The organism is Nocardia tengchongensis (assembly GCF_054781395.1).
Window position 1 is genome coordinate 2,264,942 of record NZ_BAAGUM010000006.1, and the last position, 22,272, is coordinate 2,287,213.

Annotated in this window: 18 protein-coding genes; 5 read left to right on the forward strand and 13 right to left on the reverse strand. The window is 68.3% G+C overall.

Translation table 11 applies throughout. The features are described 5' to 3' along the window. Positions 1 to 99: 99 nt before the first annotated feature. Positions 100 to 1,665: a fatty-acid--CoA ligase FadD5 gene (fadD5, locus tag ACYVKL_RS21500; RefSeq protein ID WP_379165483.1), complete on the forward strand. Its 1,566-nt coding sequence runs from the start codon at positions 100 to 102 to the stop codon at positions 1,663 to 1,665. Here fadD5 and ACYVKL_RS21505 read toward each other — a convergent pair. Continuing rightward, positions 1,662 to 4,103, reverse strand: coding sequence for a lysylphosphatidylglycerol synthase transmembrane domain-containing protein (locus tag ACYVKL_RS21505; protein ID WP_379165484.1), 2,442 nt, complete (start codon positions 4,101 to 4,103; stop codon positions 1,662 to 1,664). The genes fadD5 and ACYVKL_RS21505 overlap by 4 nt on opposite strands. Positions 4,104 to 4,298: 195 nt before the next feature. Here ACYVKL_RS21505 and ACYVKL_RS21510 point away from each other — a divergent pair, with 195 nt between their 5' ends. Continuing rightward, on the forward strand, positions 4,299 to 4,925 hold the full coding sequence (locus ACYVKL_RS21510) for a GDSL-type esterase/lipase family protein (RefSeq protein WP_379165485.1): 627 nt from the start codon (positions 4,299 to 4,301) through the stop codon (positions 4,923 to 4,925). Here ACYVKL_RS21510 and ACYVKL_RS21515 read toward each other — a convergent pair. Next, a complete protein-coding gene (locus tag ACYVKL_RS21515) occupies positions 4,871 to 6,292 on the reverse strand; it encodes a threonine/serine exporter family protein (protein ID WP_379165486.1) in 1,422 nt (473 codons plus the stop codon). The two genes, ACYVKL_RS21510 and ACYVKL_RS21515, sit on opposite strands and share 55 nt — an antisense overlap. 253 nt (positions 6,293 to 6,545) lie before the next feature. On the opposite strand from ACYVKL_RS21515, the gene ACYVKL_RS21520 reads away from it, so the two are divergent. Next, positions 6,546 to 7,466 carry a LysR family transcriptional regulator gene (locus ACYVKL_RS21520; RefSeq protein WP_213558562.1) on the forward strand — a complete coding sequence of 307 codons (921 nt, stop codon included), beginning with the start codon at positions 6,546 to 6,548 and terminating at the stop codon, positions 7,464 to 7,466. Between the two features lie 36 nt (positions 7,467 to 7,502). Continuing rightward, positions 7,503 to 8,147 carry a class I SAM-dependent methyltransferase gene (locus tag ACYVKL_RS21525; RefSeq protein WP_379165487.1) on the forward strand — a complete coding sequence of 215 codons (645 nt, stop codon included), beginning with the start codon at positions 7,503 to 7,505 and terminating at the stop codon, positions 8,145 to 8,147. 10 nt (positions 8,148 to 8,157) lie between these two features. On the opposite strand, the gene ACYVKL_RS21530 is transcribed toward ACYVKL_RS21525, so the two are convergent. The 3 genes from ACYVKL_RS21530 to ACYVKL_RS21540 form a co-directional block, all read right to left on the reverse strand. After that, positions 8,158 to 9,708, reverse strand: a complete 1,551-nt coding sequence (locus ACYVKL_RS21530) for a phytoene desaturase family protein (RefSeq protein WP_379165488.1) — start codon at positions 9,706 to 9,708, stop codon at positions 8,158 to 8,160. Positions 9,709 to 9,744: 36 nt separating this feature from the next. Beyond that, the gene (locus ACYVKL_RS21535; RefSeq protein WP_379165489.1) at positions 9,745 to 11,280 is read right to left on the reverse strand and encodes an FAD-binding protein; all 1,536 of its coding nucleotides are present in this window, start codon (positions 11,278 to 11,280) and stop codon (positions 9,745 to 9,747) included. Positions 11,281 to 11,373: 93 nt separating this feature from the next. Continuing rightward, the gene (locus tag ACYVKL_RS21540; protein WP_379165490.1) at positions 11,374 to 12,285 is read right to left on the reverse strand and encodes an NADP-dependent oxidoreductase; all 912 of its coding nucleotides are present in this window, start codon (positions 12,283 to 12,285) and stop codon (positions 11,374 to 11,376) included. A gap of 66 nt (positions 12,286 to 12,351) precedes the next feature. Here ACYVKL_RS21540 and ACYVKL_RS21545 point away from each other — a divergent pair, with 66 nt between their 5' ends. Next, entirely contained in the window at positions 12,352 to 12,768 is a 417-nt protein-coding gene (locus tag ACYVKL_RS21545) for a winged helix-turn-helix transcriptional regulator (protein ID WP_357189435.1), read from the forward strand. Between the two features lie 7 nt (positions 12,769 to 12,775). Here ACYVKL_RS21545 and ACYVKL_RS21550 read toward each other — a convergent pair whose 3' ends face one another. The 8 genes from ACYVKL_RS21550 to ACYVKL_RS21585 all read right to left on the reverse strand — a co-directional run bounded on the left by ACYVKL_RS21550 (position 12,776) and on the right by ACYVKL_RS21585 (position 22,261). Further along, positions 12,776 to 13,414: a class I SAM-dependent DNA methyltransferase gene (locus ACYVKL_RS21550; RefSeq protein ID WP_379165491.1), complete on the reverse strand. Its 639-nt coding sequence runs from the start codon at positions 13,412 to 13,414 to the stop codon at positions 12,776 to 12,778. 9 nt (positions 13,415 to 13,423) lie between these two features. Next, a complete protein-coding gene (locus ACYVKL_RS21555; protein ID WP_379165492.1) occupies positions 13,424 to 15,355 on the reverse strand; it encodes a DUF6301 family protein in 1,932 nt (643 codons plus the stop codon). 118 nt (positions 15,356 to 15,473) lie between these two features. Further along, complete coding sequence (locus ACYVKL_RS21560; RefSeq protein WP_379165815.1) at positions 15,474 to 17,360, reverse strand: CocE/NonD family hydrolase; 1,887 nt, start codon at positions 17,358 to 17,360, stop codon at positions 15,474 to 15,476. Between the two features lie 90 nt (positions 17,361 to 17,450). Further along, entirely contained in the window at positions 17,451 to 18,827 is a 1,377-nt protein-coding gene (locus ACYVKL_RS21565; protein ID WP_379165493.1) for an LAGLIDADG family homing endonuclease, read from the reverse strand. A gap of 36 nt (positions 18,828 to 18,863) precedes the next feature. Further along, the gene (gene dnaB / locus ACYVKL_RS21570) at positions 18,864 to 20,258 is read right to left on the reverse strand and encodes a replicative DNA helicase (RefSeq protein ID WP_357189424.1); all 1,395 of its coding nucleotides are present in this window, start codon (positions 20,256 to 20,258) and stop codon (positions 18,864 to 18,866) included. Between the two features lie 637 nt (positions 20,259 to 20,895). Next, positions 20,896 to 21,351, reverse strand: a complete 456-nt coding sequence (gene rplI, locus ACYVKL_RS21575) for a 50S ribosomal protein L9 (protein ID WP_379165494.1) — start codon at positions 21,349 to 21,351, stop codon at positions 20,896 to 20,898. A gap of 17 nt (positions 21,352 to 21,368) precedes the next feature. Next, positions 21,369 to 21,638, reverse strand: a complete 270-nt coding sequence (gene rpsR / locus ACYVKL_RS21580; RefSeq protein WP_040814320.1) for a 30S ribosomal protein S18 — start codon at positions 21,636 to 21,638, stop codon at positions 21,369 to 21,371. A 65-nt stretch (positions 21,639 to 21,703) separates the two neighbouring features. After that, positions 21,704 to 22,261 (reverse strand): single-stranded DNA-binding protein, encoded by a 558-nt coding sequence (locus ACYVKL_RS21585; protein ID WP_379165495.1) that lies wholly within the window; start codon positions 22,259 to 22,261, stop codon positions 21,704 to 21,706. Between the last annotated feature and the right edge of the window lie 11 nt (positions 22,262 to 22,272).

Below are 22,272 nucleotides of genomic sequence, written 5' to 3' on the forward strand. Positions count from 1 at the left end.
ACTGGGTGAGAACTAATCGATGAAACCTTCTCTGTAACCCTTGTCACGTCAGAAAGTTAAGCGGTATTCTCACGGTCGATCAGCGTGAAAGGACACCGCATGACCTTCCAGCCGCTAGACGAGCCGATCCGGTCGGTTCGAAACCACTGGGTGAACCAGATCGCCACGCACGCGGCCATGCGGCCCGACCACGTGGCCTTCAAGTTCAAGGGCGCGGAGACCACCTGGAAGCAACTGCACGAACGGTCGGAGAAGTTCGCCGGCGCGCTGTCCCGTCGAGGGGTCGGGTTCGGCGATCGTGTGGTGCTGCTGGCGCTGAACTACACCGAGTACATCGAGGCGGTCATGGGCATCAACGCCCTGGGCGCGATCGCGGTGCCGGTGAACTTCCGGCTCACCCCGCCCGAGGTCGCCTACATCGTGGCCGACTCCGGCGCCAAGGCCGTCGTCACCGACTCGGTGCTGCAGCCGCTCGCGGTGGGCGTGGCCGGGCAGATTCCGGAGCTGTCCACCGTGGTGGTGATCAACGGACAGTCCGGCGACGGCGTCCTCGGCTACGACGACGCGCTCGCCGAGCCGGGCGATCCCCATGCGCCGCTGGACATTCCGGAGGACACGCCCTGCCTGATCATGTACACCTCGGGCACCACCGGCAGCCCCAAGGGCGCGGTGCTGACCCACGCGAACATGAACGCGCAGGCGCTGACCTGTATCCGGGCCCTGGAGATCACCCCCGATTCCATCGGCTTCTGCACCTCACCGCTGTTCCACATCGCCGGATTGGGCAGTCTCACCCCGTATTTCATGCTCGGCGGCACCACCGTGCTGCACCCGCTGGGCGCGTTCGACGCCACCGAATTCCTCGACGCGATCGAGGCCGAGCAGGCCACCACCGCGTTCTGCGTCCCCGTGCAGTGGCAGCTGATCTGCGAGGAGCCGACGGTCAAGCAGCGCAAACTGGCGCTGCGGGCGCTGTGCTGGGGCGCGGCCCCGGCCTCGGACACCGTGCTCCGGGCGATGGCCGACTGCTTCCCGGACGCCTTCAATGTCGCGGTCTTCGGTCAGACCGAGTTGTCGCCCATCACCTGCGTGCTGGAGGGCAAGGACGCGCTGCGCAAGCTCGGCTCGGTCGGCCTGCCCATCCCCACCCTGCAGACCCGTGTGGTCGACGACGAGATGAACGATGTCGCTCCGGGCGAGATCGGCGAGATCGTCTATCGCGGACCGACTCTCATGCAGCGCTACTGGAACAAGCCCGAGGCCACCGCGGAGGCGTTCCACGGCGGCTGGTTCCACTCCGGTGACCTGGTGCGCCGCGACGAGGAGGGCTTCGTCTACGTGGTGGACCGCAAGAAGGACATGATCATCTCCGGCGGCGAGAACATCTACTGCGCCGAGGTCGAGAACGTGCTCTTCGCGCACCCCAAGATTCACGAGGCCGCCGTCGTCGGCCGCCCGCACGAGAAGTGGGGCGAGGTGCCGGTCGCGGTGGTGGCGCTGGCGGCGGGCATCGACGAGCTGACCCTGGACGAGCTGGAACCGTTCCTCAACGAATCGCTGGCCCGCTACAAGCACCCCAAGCACCTGGTCGTGGTGCCGGAGCTGCCACGCAATGCCAGCGGCAAGGTCGTGAAGGTCGCACTGCGCGACCGGTATTCGGCCTAGATCATGTCTTTCGCGGTGAGCCAGCGCATGATCGGCCAGCCGCAGAACACCGGTAGCCAGCAGGTCAGCACCCGGTAGAGGAGTACGGCGGGGACCGCGATCCCCGCCGACACTCCGAACGCCGCCAGACCACCGATGAGCGCGGCCTCCACCGCGCCCACACCGCCGGGCGTCGGCGCGGCCGAGGCCAGCGTGCCGCCGATCATGGTGACGATGGTGACGGTCACGAAAGTCGTACTGCCGCCGAAGGCTTCGATACTGGCCCACAACGCCAATGCCATACCCAGCGTGGTGGTGGCACAGCCGCCCACGATCATGGCCAGCCGACCGGGCCGCCGGGCCAGATCCTTCAGCTGCCCGAGCACTTCCGCCAGCTGCGGGCGCACCTCGTTGAGCAGCCATTTGCGGACCTTGGGCACGAACATGGTCACGCCCAGCAGGCCCAGCAGCGCGCCCGCCACCAGGTACAGCACGGTGGCGCTGGGCACGAAATGCGAGAGGTTGGTGGAGGTTCCGGCCAGCGCGCCGAAGATCAGCAACAGCAGCACGTGCGTCACCACCTGCACGGTCTGCTGCAACGCGACCGCGGCGGTGGCGCGCACCGCGCCCAGCCCGCCCTTCTGCAGGAATCGCACGCTCAAGGCCAGACCGCCGACACCGGCCGGGGTGGTGGTCGCGGCGAAGGTGTTGGCGATCTGCATGAGCAGCAGGTTGCCGAACTTCACCGCCTCGGAGGCGCACGCCCACAACGCCATTGCCGCGCCCACATAGGTCAGGGCGGACACGGTCAGGCCGAGTGCTGCCCACCACCAGTTCAGGCTGCCCAGTTCGGAGGCGAAGGTCGGCACCGCGCTGATGTAGGGGTAGGCCACGTACACCAGGCCGATCAGCAGCACCAGCTGGATGATCTGGTTGCGCGAGAAGCGGTTGATCTGCGCGGCCTCGATCTTGTCCTGCCCGGTCTGCTCGGCTACCTCGGCGCGGATGTCCTTCATCAGATCGCCCGCGTCGGGTACGGCCTTGCGGACGTGGCCGGGCATGGCGGTCTTGGTGAGCCGGGCCGAGGCGTCGAGCACCGCCTGCTTGTCGAGCACCTCGAGCGCGGTCCGCACCGCCGGTTCGGTGCCGAACAGGTGCGCCGAGGACAACAGCAGCTGCGCCACGTCGGAGTCGAAACGCATCTGGTAGGCGCCGAATTCGGATTGCACGAAGCCGCCGAAGAGGACCTCGTCGTCGAGGATGCGGATCTCCTCGGTGCGCAGGTCGCCGTGCGACATCTGGGCCTGGTGCATGCGGTGCAGCGCCTGCCACACCCGGGTCAGCGTCGCTTCGCCGTCGGCGGCGGTGAGCGGGTGGCCCTGGGGCAGGGTGTGCGCGTATACCGTCCAGCCGCGGTCCAGCGCCGCCACCGTGAGCGGCTTGTTGCTGGCCAGCCCCAGATCGGCGATGGCGAAACCCATCAGAGCCTTGTGTTCGACCGCGCGCCGCATGGACGCGAAGGGGGCCGGGTACTCGCCGCTGCGAATGGTCAACCAGCGCCGCAACTGCTGCAGCATGCCGCGGCTGCGCTGGTTCGCGCCGTACATCTCGACGATCAATTCATTGTCCGGGGAAGCGGATTCGCCGCTTTCCGCCGTGACCGCCGCACCGTCGGGCGAGGCGATCGGTTCCGGCTGCGGCGTGGTCGACGCCGAAAGCACCAGTGGCCCACGGGCGGCCGGGCGCAGCACCGTGAACGCGGTGACCCGGAAGCCGCGCTGGGCCAGCAGCCGCACCGCCGCGGTCAGCGGCACCTCCAGCGCCGGGGTGCCGACCACCAGCACGATCACCGCGCCCACCAGCCAGCCCACCACCAGTCCCAGTGCGGCGCGGGCGGGCACCACCAGCGAGACGAACAGGTGGATCGGCACGAAGGCCAGCAGTAGCGTCCACCACCAGCGCCGGGCCCGGGCGGGCAGCCACGGGCTGGCGACGGTGAGCGTGGCGGCCAGCATGGCGATCCAGCGCGGGTCGTCGAGGAACTGCGACAGGAAGGTGTTGACCTGTCCAGGTTCGGACAGATGCCAGCGTGGCGCGGAGAAGCCGCTGCCGGTGATGGAGAACAGTCCCAGCGCGATCAGGCCCGCGGACAGGAAGCCCGCCAGCAGCTTCCACTGCCCGCGCAGCACCAGCCGTACCAGGATGGCGAAGGGCAGCACCAGCACCGCGATGCCGTAGACGATGTAGACCAGGTTGGACTGTTCCGGGGTCAGGAACCCCACGATGTTGGAGACCGAACGCTCCAGCGCCTCCCACTGCGGCCTGGTGATCAGCGACCCCGCGATGACCACGGCCACCGACAGCGCGGACAGCACGACGCGCAGAATGTCGCTGGTCCGGCGGATCCGCGGCTGCAGCAGGCTGCCGGAGACGGGAATCTCCCGCCCGTCGACTCGCATGTCCTATTCGCGCTTTCGGATCGTGGGAACGGCTGCGGTCCCATGGTCGGCTGACGCCGCTAACCGTAACCCGTGAGGCTGGGAGTGCCCGACAAGCCCGGCCCGAAGCCCCGCCGCGCCCGGCGCGGGTATCGGTTTTTCCGGCTTATTCATTGCGTCGGGCGTGCTGTCGGAGGCTCGTGCGAGGATCGGGCCGTGGTGCTCGATCTGCGTGTCTGTTTCATCGGGGAGTCCTTCGTGGCGGGGGTCGGCGATCCGAAATGCCTGGGGTGGGCGGGGCGGCTCGCGGCCCGCGCCACCGCCGCCGGGCAGCCGCTGACCTACTACAACCTGGGGATCCGCCGGGAGAACAGCACCGAGCTACGGGCGCGCTGGGAAGCGGAGTGCGAGCGTCGCCTACCCGCGGGCGCGGACTGCCGGGTGGTGATCTCCACGGGTGTCAACGACACCCAGTTCGAGAACGGCCGTCCCCGAGTCGATTCCGACGAATCGGTCGCCAATATGGCGGAGATACTGCGCCGGGTGCGGGAAAGGGGTTGGCAGGCAATGGTGGTCGCGCCGCCGCCGAACGTCGACGACGCGCACAACGTCCGCCTCGAAGCCCTCGACACCCGCTACGCCGACGTGTGCGAGCAGGCCGACGCGCCCTACCTGCGCGCCCACCAGCCCTTACGCGAGAACCAGATCTGGATGCGCGACATCGCCGCCGGCGACGGCTTCCACCCCGGCGCGGTCGGCTACGACGAATTCGCCGCCCTGCTCGCGCCTCACTGGCTGCTCTGGCTGGCCGACCCGGTCTCGGAACTGCCTGTGGTGCGCTGACTCTCGCCGGGCCCCAGCCACTCCTCGACCATGCCCTCCAGCCGCGGCTGTCGGGTGGAGGCCACCAGTCCGGAACCGACCAGCACCCCCAGCGCGATGGCCAGCACCGTGAGCACCGCGGTGACCAGGATGTGCAGGCTGTTGGAATCGTTCTTGGTGACCAGTTCCGACACCCCGCTCAAGCCCATGCCGCCGGGCACCAGCATCCAGAAGGCGGGCAGGAACACCGCCTGCGTCGGCGGCGCGTTCCGGGCGCGCTGCACCAGGTAGGCGACCGGCACCGCGATCATGCCGCCCAGGAACGAGCCGAGCAGACCGCCCCCGAGGTGGGTTCCCACCTGCTGTCCGGCGAACGCCGCGTACAGCACGACCAACAGCCAGGGCAGCGACTTGGGTGGTGCGCTGGCCCGCCAGCTGTGCCCCAGCCCGATCAGCAGCACGCCGACCTCCGGTGTCCACCAACCCAATCCGTGCCCGGGGTGCGGCGCGACCGAGGTGGCCCGGTCGCCCAGCAGCTGCAACCCGACCAGCACCCCGAAGGCGAGCAGGATCAGCTTGTTGAAGCTGTAGATGGTGCGGCTGGCCCCCGCGATCATGGAACCGGTGGCCAGTTCGATGGAGCCGTTGGTGAGCATGGCCCCTGGCAGCAAACTCGACACCGAGGGGACCAACAGCTGCGACGGATTGCCGCCGCCCAGCGCGTTCGGAAAACCGAAGGACAGCACGGTGACCACCGCGCCGGCCAGCACCGGCAGCGCCGTCGACATCAGCTGGAAGCGGTCGGCGCCCATGATCAGCAGCTGCACCGTGAGCCCGAGCACGATGTAGCCGAGCAGCGCGGTGGAGGTGGGCTCGAGCATCAGACCCAGCCCCACGGTCAGCACCACATTGCCGACCAGCAGCCGCCACACCGGCGTCGGCTGCGGGGAGGTGAGGATCTCCGCGAGTTCGGCGGTGGCCTCGGCGGGCGGCGGCGCCTCCTGCTTGATGCGGTCGATGAGCCGGTAGAGCGCCGAGATCTGGTCCAGGCGCAGGGTGTCGGAGTCGGCCTCGAGCAGATCCACCGCCGAGCCGCGTGAGTCCTGCACGCGCACGAACACTCCCGTGGGAAGCACGAAGAAGTGCACCTCGGTGGCGTGGTAGCGGCGAGCCAGATCGTCGAGGATGTCCTTCACCATGGTGGTGGTCTCGCCGGAGCGGATGAGCGCGACGCCCATGTGCCGCAGCAGATCCAGCAGGTCGGCCGAGATCGGCGGTTCCACCGGCGGCGGGGCCTGATCGACGGCCGAGTCGGCGCTGACCCGCCGCAGCCAGCGGTCCACCGATCCGGCGGCCTTCCGGGTGACCCCGTACAGGCCGCGCGCCACCGCGGCCTGTCCGCGGGCGCGCCGGTGCTGTGGATGGTGCCGGGGTTGGCTCGTCGTCCTCGCCTCCAGAGTCGGGCAACTTCGTAGCAATTCGAATCTAGCGCGCGCCAAGCCCCGAATCACCGGACGCGAGCACCGTCACTCCCCACGCGCCGCCCCCTCCGACACGGAACCGCCGGTAGCATGCCGCCCGAATCCCACCTTCCAAGCCATCGGGTATGCCTACCGGTTGCCCTGTTCCTAACCTGGTGGCATGGATATCGACACGCGACTGCTGCGTTACTTCCTGGCAGTCGCGGATGCGGAGAACCTGCCGCGGGCGGCGCAGCGACTACATGTCGCGCAGCCCGCGCTGGCGACCCAGATCAAACAGCTCGAACAGCAGCTGGGCGTGGAGCTGTTCATCCGGTCCCGCGCGGGCTGGACCCTGACCGCGGCCGGCAAGGTGCTCTCCGATCAGCTGCCGGCGCTGCTGGCGTCCTGGGACCGGATCCTGCGCGACACCAAGAGCGACTCCAGCCGCGCCTCCCGGGTGCTGCGGCTGGGCTGTGTGAACAGTGCCGCCGACAGCCACATCCCGGAGATCATCCGGGTCTTCCACCGGTTGCATCCGGACTGGCAGGTCGACCTGCACCAGGGCGGATGGACCGACCCGACCGCCGGGCTCGACGAGGGCGACGTGGATGTCGCCCTGCTGCGCTTGCCCTTTCCCGGCCAGGACGAATACCACCTGCGGGAGCTGTTCGCCGAACCGCGCTGGATCGCGCTGCCGGAGGATCATCCGCTCGCCGACCGCGACGACATCGCCTTCCGGGAACTGTGGGACGAGCCCTACGTCGCCTCGCCCGCCGAAACCGGCTGGTGGCGCGACTATTGGATGGGCCTGGATTCGCGGCCCGCGGACACCGCCATCATCGGGGCCATCGCCCGCAACACCGATGAATGGCTGCGCGCCATCGCCAATGGCTTCGGCGTGAGCTTCACCCCCGCCTCCACCTCCCGCACCGATTTCCCGGGCGTGGTGTTCCGGCCCGTGCACGGCATCGGCCCGACCCGGGTGGCGGTGGTGTGGCCGGACGCCTCCGAAGCCGATCCGGTGGTGCGGTACTTCATTCGCTGCTGCTCCGACATCATGGGCGGCCAGCACGGCGCGGACGGCCGCCGCACCTCCTAGCCGCCCCCGGCGTCCCCGGTCGGACATGATGGGGGCATGAGCGACCAGCACGAGCACTGGCAGCGCACCTACCGCACCCACCCGGCCATGTACGGCGAGCAGCCGTCGGAGGCGGCGGTGTACGCGGCGGACCTGTTCCGGGAGATCCGGGCCGTCGAGGTGCTCGAACTGGGCTCGGGGCACGGCCGGGACGCGATCTACCTGGCGCGCCGGGGTTTTCGGGTGACCGCCACCGATTTCAGCGCCGTCGCCCTGGCGCAGCTTCGCGAAGGCGCGGAGGCCGCCGGGATGGGCGGGCGGGTCAGCACCCGGGAACTCGATGTCCGCCAGCCGATTCCACTGCCCTACCGCAGTATGGACGCGGTGTACGCGCACATGCTGCTGTGCATGAACCTCAGCACCCAGGAACTGCGGGACCTGGTTGCCGAGATCCGCCGGGTGCTCAGGCCCGGCGGCGCCTTCGTCTACACCGTCCGCAATACCGACGACGCGCACTTCGGCGCGGGCACGGCGCTGGGCGACGACATCTACGAGCACGGCGGATTCGCGGTGCACTTCTTCTCCGAGGCCCTGGTGGACACCCTGGCCGCCGGATGGGAACTGCGCGACCGGCATTCCTTCGAGGAGGGCGAACTGCCGCGCCGGCTGTGGCGGGTCACCCAGCTGCTGCCGTCGCACTGACCGGCGTCGTTCAGCCCTGCTCCAGCACCGCCATGGCGGCATTGTGGCCGCCGATGCCGCTGACCCCGCCGCCGCGCACCGCGCCCGCGCCGCACAGCAGGATATTGCGGTGCCCGGTGGCGACACCCCAGCGGCCGGCCGGGCTGTCGTCGGCGCCGGTGCGGTAGGGAAAACTCAAGTCCGCGTGGAAGATATGGCCGCCGGGCAGGCCGACCTCGCGTTCGAGCTCGACCGGAGTGTGGGCCTCCAGGCACGGGTTGCCCTCGCCGTCGAGGGCCAGGCAGTCGCGGATCGGCTCGGCCAGCACCGAATCCAGTTGCGCCAGGGTGGACTCCACCAGGCGCTCCTTCGCGCCGCGCGGGTCGGCGGCGAAAAGCCGTGCGGGAGTGTGGATGCCGAACAGGGTGAGGGTGTGGAAGCCGCTTTCGATCAGCTCCGGCGCCAGGATCGACGGATCGGTGAGGGTGTGGCAGTAGATCTCCGAGGGCGGGGCCGAGGGCAGCTCGCCCGCCGCGGCCTCGCGGTAGGCCCGTTCCAGCTGCCCGGCCGATTCCGAGACGTGGAAGGTGCCGGCGAAGGCGGTACGCGGATCCATCCGCGGGTCACGCAGTTTCGGCAGCCGGCGCAGCAGCATGTTGATCTTCAGCTGCGCGCCTTCGGGTTTGTCGGCGGACTCGCCCAGCAACCCGGCCAGGGTGTAGGGCGCGGCGTTCACCAGTACGTGCCGTGCGGTCGCCGTGCCCGAACCACCGCCGTGCAAGTAGCGCACTTCGGCTGTGTCGCCGTCGGTCTCGATGTCGGCCACGGTGCAGCCGGTGCGGATCTCCGCGCCCGCGGTGCGCGCGGCCGCCGCAAGCGCGTCGGTCAGCGCGCCCATGCCGCCGACCGGGACGTTCCAGTCGCCGGTGCCGCCGCCGATCACGTGATAGAGGAAGCAGCGGTTCTGCAGCAGCGACGGATCGTGCGCGTGGGTGAAGGTGCCGATCAGCGCGTCGGTGAGCACCACGCCGCGCACGGTGTCGTCGGTGAAGGTCGCGTCCACCGTTTCCCCGAGGGGCCGTTCGAAGATCGCCTCCCACGCGGCCGAATCGTCCACCGTGCGTTGCAGTTCGGCGCGGGTGGGCAGCGGCTGGGTGAGGGTCGGGAAGACGCGTTCGGCCAGCCGCCCGGTCATGGCGTAGAAGCGTTGCCAGGCCTCGTAGTCCCGGTCCGAACCGGTGACCTGCGCGAAGCTGGCGCGGGTGGCTGTCTCGGAGCCGTTGTCCACCAGCAGACCCGCATCGCCGATCGGCGTGTACGAGGAGACGCGCCGCTTGCGGGTCTCGAAGTTCAGATCCAGGTCTCGCACGATGCGCTGCGGCAGCAGGCTCACCAGATACGAGTAGCGCGACAACCGGGCGTCGAAGCCCGGGAACACCCGCTCGGAGACCGCCGCGCCGCCGGTGTGGTCGGCGCGTTCCAGCACCAGCACCGAGCGTCCCGCTCGGGCCAGGTAGGCGGCGGCCACCAAGCCGTTGTGGCCACCGCCGACCACGATCACGTCGTATCCCGCTCGTGTCATGCGCCTATCGCATCACACTCGGGCCGGGAGAAGCTGTCAGCGCGTGCTCATGTCGAGCGCGGCCAGGTAGCTGAACAGCACCGATGCGCCGATCGGGTTGCCGCCACCGGGGTAGACGGTGCCGCTGACCGCGGCCATCGTGTTGCCCGCGGCGTACAGGCCCGGGATGGGCTCGCCCGCCTCGTTCAGCACCCGGGCCGCGGTGTCGGTGCGCAGTCCGCCCTTGGTGCCCAGATCGGAGATGCCGAAGGCGGCCGCGTGGAAGGGGCCCTTCACGATCGGGGCCAGCGGCGGTTCGCCATTGGAGAAGGCGCGGTCGTAGGCCTCGTCACCGCGGCCGAAGTCGGGATCCACACCGGTGGTGACGAATTCGTTGAAGCGGGCCACCGTCGCGGTCAGCGCCTCGGCGGGGACGCCGATCTCGGCGGCCAGCCCCTCGAGGGTGTCCGCGGTCTTCCACAGGCCCGCCTCGATGAAGCGTTCCGCCTCGACCATCGGCACATTGCTGGCCTTGATCGGCGGCACCACGCCCTCGGCGTCGTCGTAGACCATCCAGAACGGGAGAGTGGCCGAGCCGTCGTTCAGGTGCTCGATGATGTCGCGGCCGAGCCGGTCGTAGGGCGCGGACTCGTTGACGAACCGCTGACCGGCCTGGTTGACGAAGATGCCGCCGGTGAACCACAGCGCGAACGCGGCCCGCCCGTCCGGATGGATCAGGCCCGGCGACCACCAGGCCTGATCCATCAGGTCGGTGTCCGCGCCGACGGCGATGCCCGCCTCGTGTGCCTTGCCCTGATTTCCCCACGGCCCCATGGTGTCCCGGGCCACGCCCGGCACCCCGTAGCGCTGCCGCAGTTCGTCGTTGCCCTCGAAACCGCCCGCCGCCAGCAGCACGCCCTTGCGAGCCCGGATCGCGATCCGCTGCCCGTCGCGCTCCACGATCGCGCCGACCACCGCGCCGTCCTCGACCACCAGCTCGACCAGCGCGGTGTTCAGGTGCAGGGCCACGTTCGGGTACTTCGACAGGCCCAGCAGGAAGCGGCCGACCAGGGCGCGCCCGCCGATCAGGTAGTCGGGCTGCGGGTCGCCGTGCCGTTCGGTGGCCAGCGGTCCGCGCACCGACTCGCTCAGCTCACCCAGCTTCGCCGCCTTCAACGGTGCGGGCACGATGTGGCGCTTGCCGTCCAGCCGCGCCTTCGGGGCCTTGCCGAAGTAGTCCGGCCACGGGAACACCTGGAACTTGAAGGCGTCGTCCTGCTCGAGGTATTCGATGACCTTCGCGCCATTGCGGATGTAGGTCTCCTGCAGCTCCGCCGGCGTGCGGTCGCCGACCACGGCCTTGAAGTAGGTGAGCGCGTCCTCGACGGTGTCGTCCACGCCCTCGCGCTGCAGCACCGGGTTGCACGGGAACCACACGCCGCCGCCACCCGAGAACGAGGTGGTGCCGCCGAACTTGTCGGTGGCCTCGACCACGGCCACCGTCAGCCCCTCGCGGGCCGCCGTGTACGCCCCGGCCAGGCCGCCGCCCGAACCGGCCACCAGGACATCGACTTCTTCGTTCCAGTCCGTCACCGTTTACTCCCTGATCGACGTGGTCTCTGCGCGCGACGGTATGCGCCCGCTCATGGCCCGCGCATCAAGTGTCCCGATGGCCGGATGGTCCGATCAAGCGGCCGGGTAGTTCCAGGTGGTGAGCACGATCTTGCCGCGCACCCGGCCGGATTCGCTCAACTCGTGCGCCGCGACGGCCGCACTGATGGGCAGCACCCGATCGATCTCACTGCGCAGCCGCCCGGCCACCACCAGTTCGGCGACCGCACTCAACTCCGTGCCGGACGGACCGAAATACAGGCGGTGGTAGCGGGGATCGTCGAGCGGTTCCGCACCCTGGGCGTCGATCAGCCGCCCGCGCGGGGTGAGCACACGCAGGGATCGTTCGGTGTAATCGCCGCCCACCAGATCGAAGACGACATCCACGTCGGATACCGCGGTGGTGAAATCGGTTGCCGTGTAATCGATCAGCTCGTCCGCGCCGAGACCGCGCAGGAACTCGTGGTTGTCGGCGCGGGCGGTGCCGATCACGTACGCGCCGCGCGCCTTGGCGATCTGCACCGCCAGATGCCCCACCCCGCCCGCCGCGGCGTGCACCAGAACCCGTTGTCCCGCTCGCACATCGGCGAGAGCCTGCCAGGCGGTGAGCCCGGCCGTCGGCAGGGCGGCGGCCCGCACATGGTCGAGTTCCGAAGGCTTGCGGGCGAGGAAGGCCGCCGGGGCCACCACGTATTCGGCGTACGCGCCGGCGCTGCTCACCACATTGCCGAAAACCTCGTCGCCGGGCCGGAATTCATCGACCCCCGCACCGACCGCGGCGACGCTGCCGGACAGGTCGAGGCCCAGCGTGAACGGCGGCGGGCCGATCTGGGTGAGCGCGCCGGAGCGCAGCTTCCAATCGGCGGCATTGATCGAGGTGGCCGCCACCCGGACCAGGACCTCCCCGGCGCCGGGGCTGGGGATATCGACCTCGGCCGTCTCCAGAACGTCCGGTCCGCCGAGGGTGCGCTGCGTGATCGCTTTCATGGTCTCGATCCTGCGCCGGATAGTATCTTCGGGGAAGAAGGCACTCTTTTGATCCCGAGGTACCTCATGGATACCGTCTCCGACTGGGAGCAATCCGGAAATCTGGTCGACAGCTACCTGCGGCGCTGTCCCGCCCGCGATGTCCTCGCGGTGCTGGCCGACAAGTGGGTGCTGCTGGTGCTGGGCACCCTGCGCAAGGAAGGCGGGCCGATCCGCTTCAACGAACTGCGCCGCCGCCTCGACGGCATCACCCAGAAGGTGCTCACCCGCACGCTGCGGGACCTGGAACGCGACGGGCTGGTCCGGCGCACGGTGTACCCGACCGTGCCGCCCCGGGTGGAGTACGCGCTGACCGACCTGGGGGCGGACCTCGGGCAGATCACGCACGCCATGGGGCAGTGGGCGTTGCGACACGCGGACGAGATCGCCACCGCCCGAAGCGAATTCGACGAGCGGATGGCACGGGAGCCGGAGCCGGTCTGACGGACCGTCAGATCCGCACGGCCAGCACCGAGGCCTGCGGGGTGCGTTCGTCGGGGCGGGCCTCCCGGGTCAGCGTGGCGGTGGCGTGGAAGCCGTTCGCGGCCAGGACTTCCGCGAAAGTGTCCGGGGCCCACCGGTAGGAGAGGGCGACCTTGTGGTCGTATTCGTGCACGCCCGTCGATTCGTCGGCGGCCTGGAAGGCGAACAGGGCGTGCCCGCCCGGCCGCAGCACCCGGGCGAATTCGGTCAGCACGGCCGGAACCCGCTGCGGCGGAGTGTGAATGACCGAGTACCAGGCCACCAGGCCGGCCAGCTCGCCGTCGGCGTATCGGAGCCGCTCCATCGGACCGACCTCGAACGGCAGGTCGGGGTACTGCTCCCGGGCGATCCGGATCATCTCCGGCGACAGATCGACGCCCGACATCTCCAGCCCGGCGGCCGCCAGATGCGCGGAGACCCGGCCCGGTCCGCACCCGATATCGGCGACCGGACCCGCCCCGTGCTCGCGCACCGTCTGCGCGAAGGCGTCCAGCATCACGCGGTCGAAGGGACTGTCCGCGAGCTGCCGGTGCACGAGCTTGGTGTACTGCTCGGCGACCGCGTCGTAAGCGTCCCGGGTGAGGTGGATGTCCGCGCTGTCGATCATGATTCGACCCTAGGCGTCGGGCGTCGTCTGCGCCGCTCCGATCACGCCGGTCGACGGTGCGCGCACCGGCAGGTAATCACCGTTCGACAGCACCCGCAAGGTAGCTTGCGGCGGCATCAGGGTGCGCAGCGGCAGCACCGCGAGCCGGGCCAGCCTGTGCAGGTCACGCGGCAGGGCGGGCAGACGCAGATCGATGTGCCACAGCGGATATCGGTGATCGGGATGCTGCCAGCCGTCGCGGAGCATGAATTTCAGCACCCGCGGCGATAATTCGCGGGCGGTGGCGGTGGCCAGTTCCAGGCGCAGCAGATCGCCGTCGCGGTCGATGCGGGCGCGATGCGGGTCCCCGGCATCCACGGTGAGCTGGCCGGTATCGGCGAGATCGGCGGCCAGAGCCGCCAATTCCTCGTAGAACTGCGACCATTCGCGATCGTGCGCGCGGTGCGCGGCCCGCTGCTGCTCGATGATCAGGCGACGATCGCGTTCGCCCGGCGGCACCAGATACAGCTCGACCGTGTCGGCCTCCGGGACCAAGCCCAGGGTGAGACGGGCATCCGGCCAGGCCGGTCCGTGCGCCTGGCCCAGCACCGCGTGCCGGGGCACACCGAATTCGGCGCGGAAGCCCTCCAGCGCGCGAGCCTGGGCGGCCGTGCGCTGGGCCAGCACGTCGGCGGGCAGACCCTCGTCGTAGAGGAACGACTCGATGCTGTCGCTGAGGGTCACGCAGACCGCCTCGAGCCGGTCGCCGTCGAAGAGGAAGCGGGCGCGCGGATCGTCCACGCGTAGCTCGGTGTCGGCCCACACGGTGCGTTCCCCGGCGTCGATGTCGTGCACCGGTTTCCAGCCCACCACGGCCGCGAAACCGTCCAGGTCGGCGCGGGTCCAGGTCCAGTCGAAGGCGCGGGCGGCGCGGGCGATCCCGATCCCGGCGGGCACCTCCACCCGCAGCGGTCCGGCATCGAATTCGGAGACGGCGTGGCGGCGCAGGAATTCGGCGCGCTGGGTGCGGGAGGTGGGATGCGGCGGAATGCCCAGCGCCGTCACCTCCAGATCGGGGCCGCCCTCCACCCAGGCGTCGGCCACCAGCTCGGTCGGCGCGCCGACCCCGACCGCACGCAGGGTGTCGGTGGTGCGCAAGGCCAGCCCGCTCATGGCCACGGTGCCCGCCCGCCGGGACAACCCGCGGGTCCAGTTGCCCTCCCGGGGCGGTGTCCACCCCAGCTCGATCAGCTGTTGGTGCAGTTCCGGGCCGTAATACCAGCCGGGGTCGATGAATTCGCTGCGAGCCAGCTCCCCGGCCAGCTGTTCCGGCCCGGCGTCGAACTGCACGAAGCGGCCCCCGGGCGCGGTCACCAGCAGCCGGCCGTCGATCGGCAGCGTTTCCAGGAAACCGGCCAGGCTCTCGGCGAACCGGATCCAGGGGCCCGCGGCGGCGCGGCGGCGGGCGGCCTGATGGCGGCGCTCCATCCAATACCGCTGGGCGGTCGGGTTCACCAGCAGCAGGTCGACGGTGTCCGCGCCGATGGTCAGGCCCGCGAACACGTTCGCGAAACGCCAGGCCGAGCCCTCGGCGGGTCCGGCGGCGGTGGTCTCGGGGTCGCCCCAGCGTTCGGTGAATTCGGCGGTGACGCGGGCCAAGGCGGTGGCGAGCAGTTCCCGGCCGGCGGGGTCGGCGGGGTCCGGGCAGTCGGAGATGGCCACCCGCACATGGTCCAGGCCGCGGTCGCTGCCCCAGAACATGGCCGAGTCCCACCACACCGGTAGTCCGGTGCGGGAGAAGATCGGGCCGTTGCGCAGCGTGCCGACCGGCTGCGGACTGGTCCAACCGACCAGTCGGGCGAATTCGCCGACATTGCCGGAACCCCAACGCCAGCCGAACCCCGCTGCCGCACCGACGATCTCGACCGCACCCGCGATATCGACCCGCACCTCGAAACCCACCCCGCGACACTAACCCCGACCCGGCCTTGTCGGGGACCTTCGATCGCCCGACTACGATGGAGGAGGCCGGCGCTTCCCACGGGGCGGACAATCCACGGGAAGCCCGGCCACGGTCTTGTCAGTGCTCCATCGGGAATCGGGCACTGCCGGCGTCACCGGCCGGGATGATCGGCAACACCAGCGCCGACGGATGCTCCACGTCGTGATAGATGGTCTGCGCCGCGATCTGCGTATTCGCGTTCTGCCCGAACGGATCCCCGGTATTCGGATTCGGCGCGAACTGTGGGAAATCGCTGCTCGACACCTCCACCCGAATCTTGTATCCGGCCTTCACCAGATAACTGGTCGGCCAGATATCGATCGAGTACCGGTACGGCTGCCCCGGCACGATCGGCGACGGATGCTCCAGCGAATCCCGGAACGCGGCCCGAATGATCCCATTGTTCAGATTCATCGTGGACCCGTCCGGCGCCACCGCCACCAGCTTCGCCGTGAAATCGGTATCCGGCGCACTCGACGCCGCCCACAACGTCATTCGCACCGGCCCGGTGATCTCGGTATCGCTCGACATCGGCGGCGTCGTGTACGTCAGCACATCCGAACGCTGCTCCACCACGAACTGATCCACCGGCCCCTGCGGCCCCGACGAGGCCCCGCAGCACGAATGCCCGCCCGCGCTCGGCACCGGATTCAGCGGCTCGTAGAGGTACCGATCCGGCTCCTGCGGATCCTTCGGCGCCTCCGTGCTCAACGCACCGGCCCGCCCCAGCGCGGTAGTGCCGCCCTTCCCCGACAGGTAGTAGGTGGTCCACCGCGTATCCGGCAACGGCCACGCCGACGCCGACTTCCACCGGTTCGCGCCCATCAGGAAGTAATCGACCACCGGCTGCCCGGAAACCTTGTTGTCCTTGCCCTTCAGGAAATGATCGAACCAAGCCAGCATCAACTCGTTGATCGGACTGTCCCCCGCCGCACCGGCAGCCGCCAACATCGGCGTCGTGATCCCGCTCCCCGCGCGCCCCCACCCCAGATGATCCCAGGGCCCCAACACCAACCGCTGTCCCGCCCGCGCCTCCGGTGACCCGCCGCCGCCCACCATGCCTGCGAAATTCTCCACCCCGCCCGCCAGGAACGCGTCGTACCATCCCTCGAAATTCAGCACGGGAACCGTGACCTTCGCGTACCGATCCCTAATGCTCCACTGCTTCCAGTAGTCGTCCCGCGTCGAATGCGAGACCCAGTCGTAGAACCACGGCGCGACCACCGGATCCCCCGGATGCAACGGCGGAAACTGTTGATACGGACGAAAACCTAGCCACCGCGTGAAGTCCGCCCCATCCGCCGCCAACTGCTTCGCAGTCCCGGTATCCCCCCGATTCACCGCCGCGCCGGCCCCGATGGTCTCCATCGCCCACGGCTCCACGAACGCCAGCCGAAACGCCCCACCCTCATAATTCCAGCCATCGAAATAGTCCGACGCCGTATTGGCCGGAACAATGGTGGCCAGGTGCGGCGGCGCCGCCACAGCCGCAAGCCATTGCGTCGCACCGACATACGACGACCCGTACATCCCCACCTTGCCGTTCGTCCCCGGCAGCGCCGCCGCCCACTCCACCGAGTCGTACCCGTCATCGATGTCGTTCCCGAATTCGGTGAACGTTCCACCGGACTGCCCCTGCCCCCGAATGTCCTGCACCACAACCAGATAGCACTGCGACGCGAACCAGTCCGGCGTCCGATACCGGAAAGGCTGGACCTGGGCGGCAGCCTTCCCATACTGCGTCCGCATCAGAATCACCGGCACCGCTTCGGACGTCTTAGGCCGATACACGTCAGCCTTCAACACCACCCCGTCCCGCATCGCCGCGGGCACATTCTCCTGCTTGTCCACCGCGCATGCTCCGCGTTCGCCGGACGGCGGCCAACTCCCGGAGTCCTCCGGCCCCGGCCCACTCCCGCCACCTCCGCACCCGGCAGCAACCAGTGCAACCGCGCTGACCACCACCCCCACCCGCGCGATCCGGCCAGGCCCTCGCCCATTACGGGTCATTGATCGACGGTAGCGCTCTTCCCGCCCCCACCGACCGACAATCGGTCACACCATTCGGCAGCAAACAGCTGGGAGACCTAGGACGAAGGTCCCCTGGGCCACGAGACTGGGCATTCCGGCGACCAGGCAGCCGTACACCTCTTGTTCCCCCAGGTCGGAGATCTCGACGATGCGGTCCCAGAAGAGGTCACTGGTCGCCACTGCCCAGAGGTCGCCGTCCTCGAGGATCCGCGAGGCCTTCTCCAGTCGGTGTCGGCTCGGCGCGTGCTTCCACATGGTGGCCCCGCAGAAGCGGGTTCCCATCGCAGCCTGGAAATCCCGATGGCTGGTGCCCTTCGCCGCCAGTTGACGGCGTACCCGGTCCCAGACCTGTTTGGGAACGGTGTCCACATTCGTATTGGACGTGATCGGTTCCAGCTCGGTCCGCAGTGCAGCGGCGGAACGTCCGCGCGCGCCGTTCACGCCGATGTCGTCGATGAACGTCAGCTGGTTGTCGACGCCGTCGATGTTCAGATGCCAGCAATCACGGTAGCCAGATTTGGAAACCACTTTGATGCGTCCATGGATGTCGAGTCGAAGCAGCAGCTGGGCCACGTCATCGATCAATCGCCGGCTTGTCGATGCGTAGTAGATCCGCCCTTGCCGCCCCTTGGGGTTCCAGTGCACCGATCCATCGGTCGACCACAGATGGTTCAAGAACAGCGCGACCTTCTGGTTGGGAAGCGCGAAAACCGGTTCAGGAACGAACTTTTCGTAGCTGCGCAAGCCGAAGAGTCCGAGATCATCCAACCACGCCGCGATCGGATTGCGCTTCCCATGCGTGAGCCGGTAAGGCGCAGGCAACCGGAGCGTCGTGACCCGGGCCGCCGCGTACTCGTCGCGGACTGCTGTGATTCCGAAGTGGGTGGCAGCTGCGGTAACAGCAGCGAGATTCTCCTCGTCGATGCTGGCATAGCGGATCGGCTGACGCCTCACACAGGAGCCGTCACCGATCATGTGGGCGAGGAGAACCACTTCGGGATCTGGCATTGCCGCCGTGTTCGCTGGTTCCGGTACCCAACGGGGTATCGCCACCCGGGTCCCGACCTCGAGGTCTCGGATCGGAACCCAGCCGTCGATCGTCGAAAGTCCGAGGTGGTCAGTACCTTCCACCTGGCGTCCCGAAGCCAGGCGCACCCGGCGAACCTGCTTGCGTCCGGCCGGGACGACTTCCGTCAGCGGCCGGGCAACCATGCGCATCTCGCCGTCCACCGACCAGACCAGTGGCTGTTCACCACTGCTGAATAGTGTGCCCAGGGGTACGTCAGAGCCGTTGTCGGCACGAAGAATCCGTGTCGATGCGGTCAGATGGCCCTGCTCGCAGAGCTCGAAGAGCCTGGGGCAGTCACCGATTCGCTCTTCCTGTCGAAAGTTCGAGGGCATATTCCGAGAATAGCCCTCGTGTGCAAGCGAATTAACCTATCCGCGTGCCATATCGACAAAGCGGCTGAGGTGGAGCTGGTGTGCCACCGTAATTGTCGCGGTTGGGCCATTTCGGTGTTTTCCGAGAATCAAGTCGGCTTCACCGCCGCGCGGGTCATCACGCTCGAAAGCATCGGGCCTATGTAACAAAATGACCATATCGGCATCTTGTTCCAAAGATCCCGATTCGCGCAAATCGGACACCATAGGACGCTTATCCGTCCGCTGCTCCGGACCACGGTTGAGCTGCGAAATCGCGATCACCGGCACCTCCAACTCCTTGGCCATCAGCTTGAGGCTTCGGGAGAACTCGGAGACTTCCTGCTGTCGGGATTCGACCTTCTTGCCCGAGCTCATCAGCTGGAGGTAGTCCACGACAATGAGCCGTAGATCGTGGCGCTGCTTGAGGCGTCGGGCTTTTGCCCGAATTTCCATCATTGTCAGGTTCGGTGAATCATCCACGAACAGCGGCGCTTCGCTGATCTCGCTCATGCGGCGGGCGAGTTTGGTCCAGTCGTCGTCGCTCATGCGGCCCGAGCGCATATCGCCCAGTTTGATTTTCGCTTCCGCGGATAGGAGGCGCATGACGATTTCGGTGCGGCTCATTTCCAGGGAGAAGATGACGCTGGCCATGCCGTGCTTGATGGAGCAGCTGCGCATGAAATCCATACCGAGCGTGCTCTTGCCCACGCCGGGGCGGGCCGCGACGATGACCATCTGGCCGGGGTGGAGGCCGTTGGTGATTTCGTCTAGTTCGGTGAAACCGGTTGGTACGCCGAGGGAGATGCCGCCTCGGGAGGCGATGGAGTCGAGTTCGTCCATCGTGGGCTGGAGGATGTCGGTGAGGGGGGCGAAGTCCTCGCTGGAGCGGCGTTCTGTGACGTCGTAGAGCTCGGCCTGGGCTCGGTCCACTACCTCGGCTACATCTTGGCCGTCGGCGCCGGCGTAGCCGTACTGGACGATGCGGGTGCCCGCTTCGACGAGGCGGCGCAGGACGGACTTCTCGGCGACGATCTCGGCGTAGTAGCCGGCGTTGGCGGCGGTGGGGACCGTTTGGGTCAGGGTGACCAGGTAGGGGGCGCCGCCGATGCGCTTGAGTTCGCCCTTGCGGTCGAGGGTGGCGGATACCGTCACCGGGTCAGCCGGCTCGCCGCGCCCGTAGAGGTCCAGGATGGCGTCGTAGACGGCCTGGTGTGCGGGGCGGTAGAAGTCGCCGGGACGGATGACCTCCACGACATCGGCGATGGCGTCCTTGGACAGCAGCATGCCACCGAGAACGGACTGCTCGGCGACCATGTCATGGGGTGGCTGGCGGCCGAAATCCTCGCCGGGGGCGTCGGGGTAATCCGAGGGGCCGTGATCGTCGTGGCCGCGATCGTCGACGACTGCCATGGGCTCGACCGTCCTCTCTGCTGGCGCCCGGAACGGCGTGCATGACCCGTTGTACGCCAGCGCACCGACATGTCCGGGCCGCCACGCGGAGTCGCCCTCGAATGACGAAGGCGCGGTGGCAAACCCGTAGTGGTGGGCGTGGGATACCTGGAGTCGTGCGGTCCCGGGGCTATGGTCACGACATCGAATGCGAACCTAGGCGACCGGGTGGGGACGCGCCAAACCGGCCTGTGTACACACCTGTGGATAACGTGGGTATTGTTCACCAACTGTTGTGCACCCCCTGTGGAAAACTTGGGGACAACAGCCGTTATGAGTGCTTAATGCACTGGTAGTGGCCTATTTCTCATTGTTCGCAACTGTGGATCAATCCCGTGCGGCGTGTCGCTGGACGGCAACGGCCGGGCGTGTTGGGTAAACGAACGGTCACACCCGTGTGACCTGCCACACAACGAGAATGGTTGGTTTGCTGAGCAATCCACAACCGGGCCGAACATCGCGCATCTTGCGGGCCGTCGCCTCGCCGCGACGCCTTCGAAGCCTGGACTCCCCGCGCGCAGGCAAAGACAGAAAACACTTGGCAAACAAAGAAATCGGAGGCCACCCCCACAAGTGAGGTGGCCTCCGATCAACCGAATTACTCGGCGGCGGTGACCTGCAGGTCGACCTTGGCGATCACATCGGGGTGCAGATGCACCACGACACCGTGCTTGCCGGTGCTCTTGATGTGGGCCTTCGGCAGCTCGATGCTGCGCTTGTCGACGACCGGGCCGCCGGCGGCCTTGATCGCCGAGGCGACGTCGGCCGCGGTGACCGAACCGAAGAGCTTGCCGGTGCCGGCGGTCTTGACCGCGAGCGACACGCCGGTCAGGCCCTCGATGGCCTGCTTCAGCTCGTTGGCGTGGTCCAGGTCGCGCACGCGACGGGCATCCTGTGCCCGGCGAATGCCCTCGACCTGCTTCTCCGCGCCACGGGTGGCGACGATCGCCAGGCCGCGCGGGAGCAGGAAGTTACGGCCGTAACCGTCCTTGACTTCCACGGTGTCGCCGGGCGCACCGAGGTTGTCGACATCAGCGGTGAGGATGAGCTTCATTGCTGTGTCTTCCTTTCTCAGCGAGCGGTGGACACGTAAGGCAGCAGAGCGACCTCACGCGAGTTCTTCACGGCGACAGCGATATCGCGCTGGTGCTGGACGCAGTTGCCCGTCACCCGGCGCGCGCGGATCTTGCCACGGTCGGACACGTACTTGCGCAGCAGCGCGGTGTCCTTGTAGTCGATCTTCGCGCCGGCCGTGTTGTTCTTCTTGCCGGCCTTGTCTTCCTTGCAGAAGGTGCAAGCCTTCTTCTTCAGCACCTTTTCGCGTGCCGGTGCTTTGGCCATGGTCTTTCAACTCCGTAATTTTGGGAACCCAGCCCATCGGGGCGGATTCCGGGGAAAGCCGTTGTCTAGAACGGCGGTTCGTCGTCCATGGGCCCGCCCCCGAAGGAGCCGGCCGCGGGGGCACTGCCCCACGGGTCGTCGCCGGCGCTCTGGCCGCCACGACCCCCGCCACTGCCACCACCGGAAAAGCCGCCGCCGCCAGCGTTCTGCTGGCCGCCGCCCTGGCCGCCGCCGAAGCCACCGCCACCACCGCCACGGGTGGTCTTGTTGACTTTCGCGGTCGCGTACCGCAGGGAGGGGCCCACCTCGTCGACTTCGAGTTCGACGACCGTGCGCTTCTCACCCTCGCGGGTTTCGTAGGAGCGCTGCTTCAGTCGTCCGCTCACGATCACTCGCGAGCCACGGGTCAGGCTCTCGGCAACGTTCTCCGCAGCTTCTCGCCAGATGTTGCAGCGCAAGAAAAGCGCTTCGCCGTCTTTCCATTCATTGGTATTACGGTCGAATACGCGGGGAGTCGACGCGACGGTGAAGTTCGCGACGGCCGCTCCCGCGGGCGTGAATCGAAGCTCGGGGTCAGCCGTCAAATTGCCGATGACGGTGATGACCGTGTCGCCCTGGGCCATGGTTCCTCCTG

What these genes read in the sequence shown, in the direction of transcription:
- fadD5 (WP_379165483.1), top strand. Translation starts at nt 100, where the DNA reads ATGACCTTCCAGCCGCTAGACGAGCCGATCCGGTCGGTTCGAAACCAC.
- ACYVKL_RS21505 (WP_379165484.1), bottom strand. Translation starts at nt 4,103, where the DNA reads ATGCGAGTCGACGGGCGGGAGATTCCCGTCTCCGGCAGCCTGCTGCAG.
- ACYVKL_RS21520 (WP_213558562.1), top strand. Translation starts at nt 6,546, where the DNA reads ATGGATATCGACACGCGACTGCTGCGTTACTTCCTGGCAGTCGCGGAT.
- ACYVKL_RS21525 (WP_379165487.1), top strand. Translation starts at nt 7,503, where the DNA reads ATGAGCGACCAGCACGAGCACTGGCAGCGCACCTACCGCACCCACCCG.
- ACYVKL_RS21530 (WP_379165488.1), bottom strand. Translation starts at nt 9,708, where the DNA reads ATGACACGAGCGGGATACGACGTGATCGTGGTCGGCGGTGGCCACAAC.
- ACYVKL_RS21540 (WP_379165490.1), bottom strand. Translation starts at nt 12,285, where the DNA reads ATGAAAGCGATCACGCAGCGCACCCTCGGCGGACCGGACGTTCTGGAG.
- ACYVKL_RS21545 (WP_357189435.1), top strand. Translation starts at nt 12,352, where the DNA reads ATGGATACCGTCTCCGACTGGGAGCAATCCGGAAATCTGGTCGACAGC.
- ACYVKL_RS21550 (WP_379165491.1), bottom strand. Translation starts at nt 13,414, where the DNA reads ATGATCGACAGCGCGGACATCCACCTCACCCGGGACGCTTACGACGCG.
- ACYVKL_RS21565 (WP_379165493.1), bottom strand. Translation starts at nt 18,827, where the DNA reads ATGCCCTCGAACTTTCGACAGGAAGAGCGAATCGGTGACTGCCCCAGG.
- dnaB (WP_357189424.1), bottom strand. Translation starts at nt 20,258, where the DNA reads ATGGCAGTCGTCGACGATCGCGGCCACGACGATCACGGCCCCTCGGAT.
- rplI (WP_379165494.1), bottom strand. Translation starts at nt 21,351, where the DNA reads ATGAAGCTCATCCTCACCGCTGATGTCGACAACCTCGGTGCGCCCGGC.
- rpsR (WP_040814320.1), bottom strand. Translation starts at nt 21,638, where the DNA reads ATGGCCAAAGCACCGGCACGCGAAAAGGTGCTGAAGAAGAAGGCTTGC.
- ACYVKL_RS21585 (WP_379165495.1), bottom strand. Translation starts at nt 22,261, where the DNA reads ATGGCCCAGGGCGACACGGTCATCACCGTCATCGGCAATTTGACGGCT.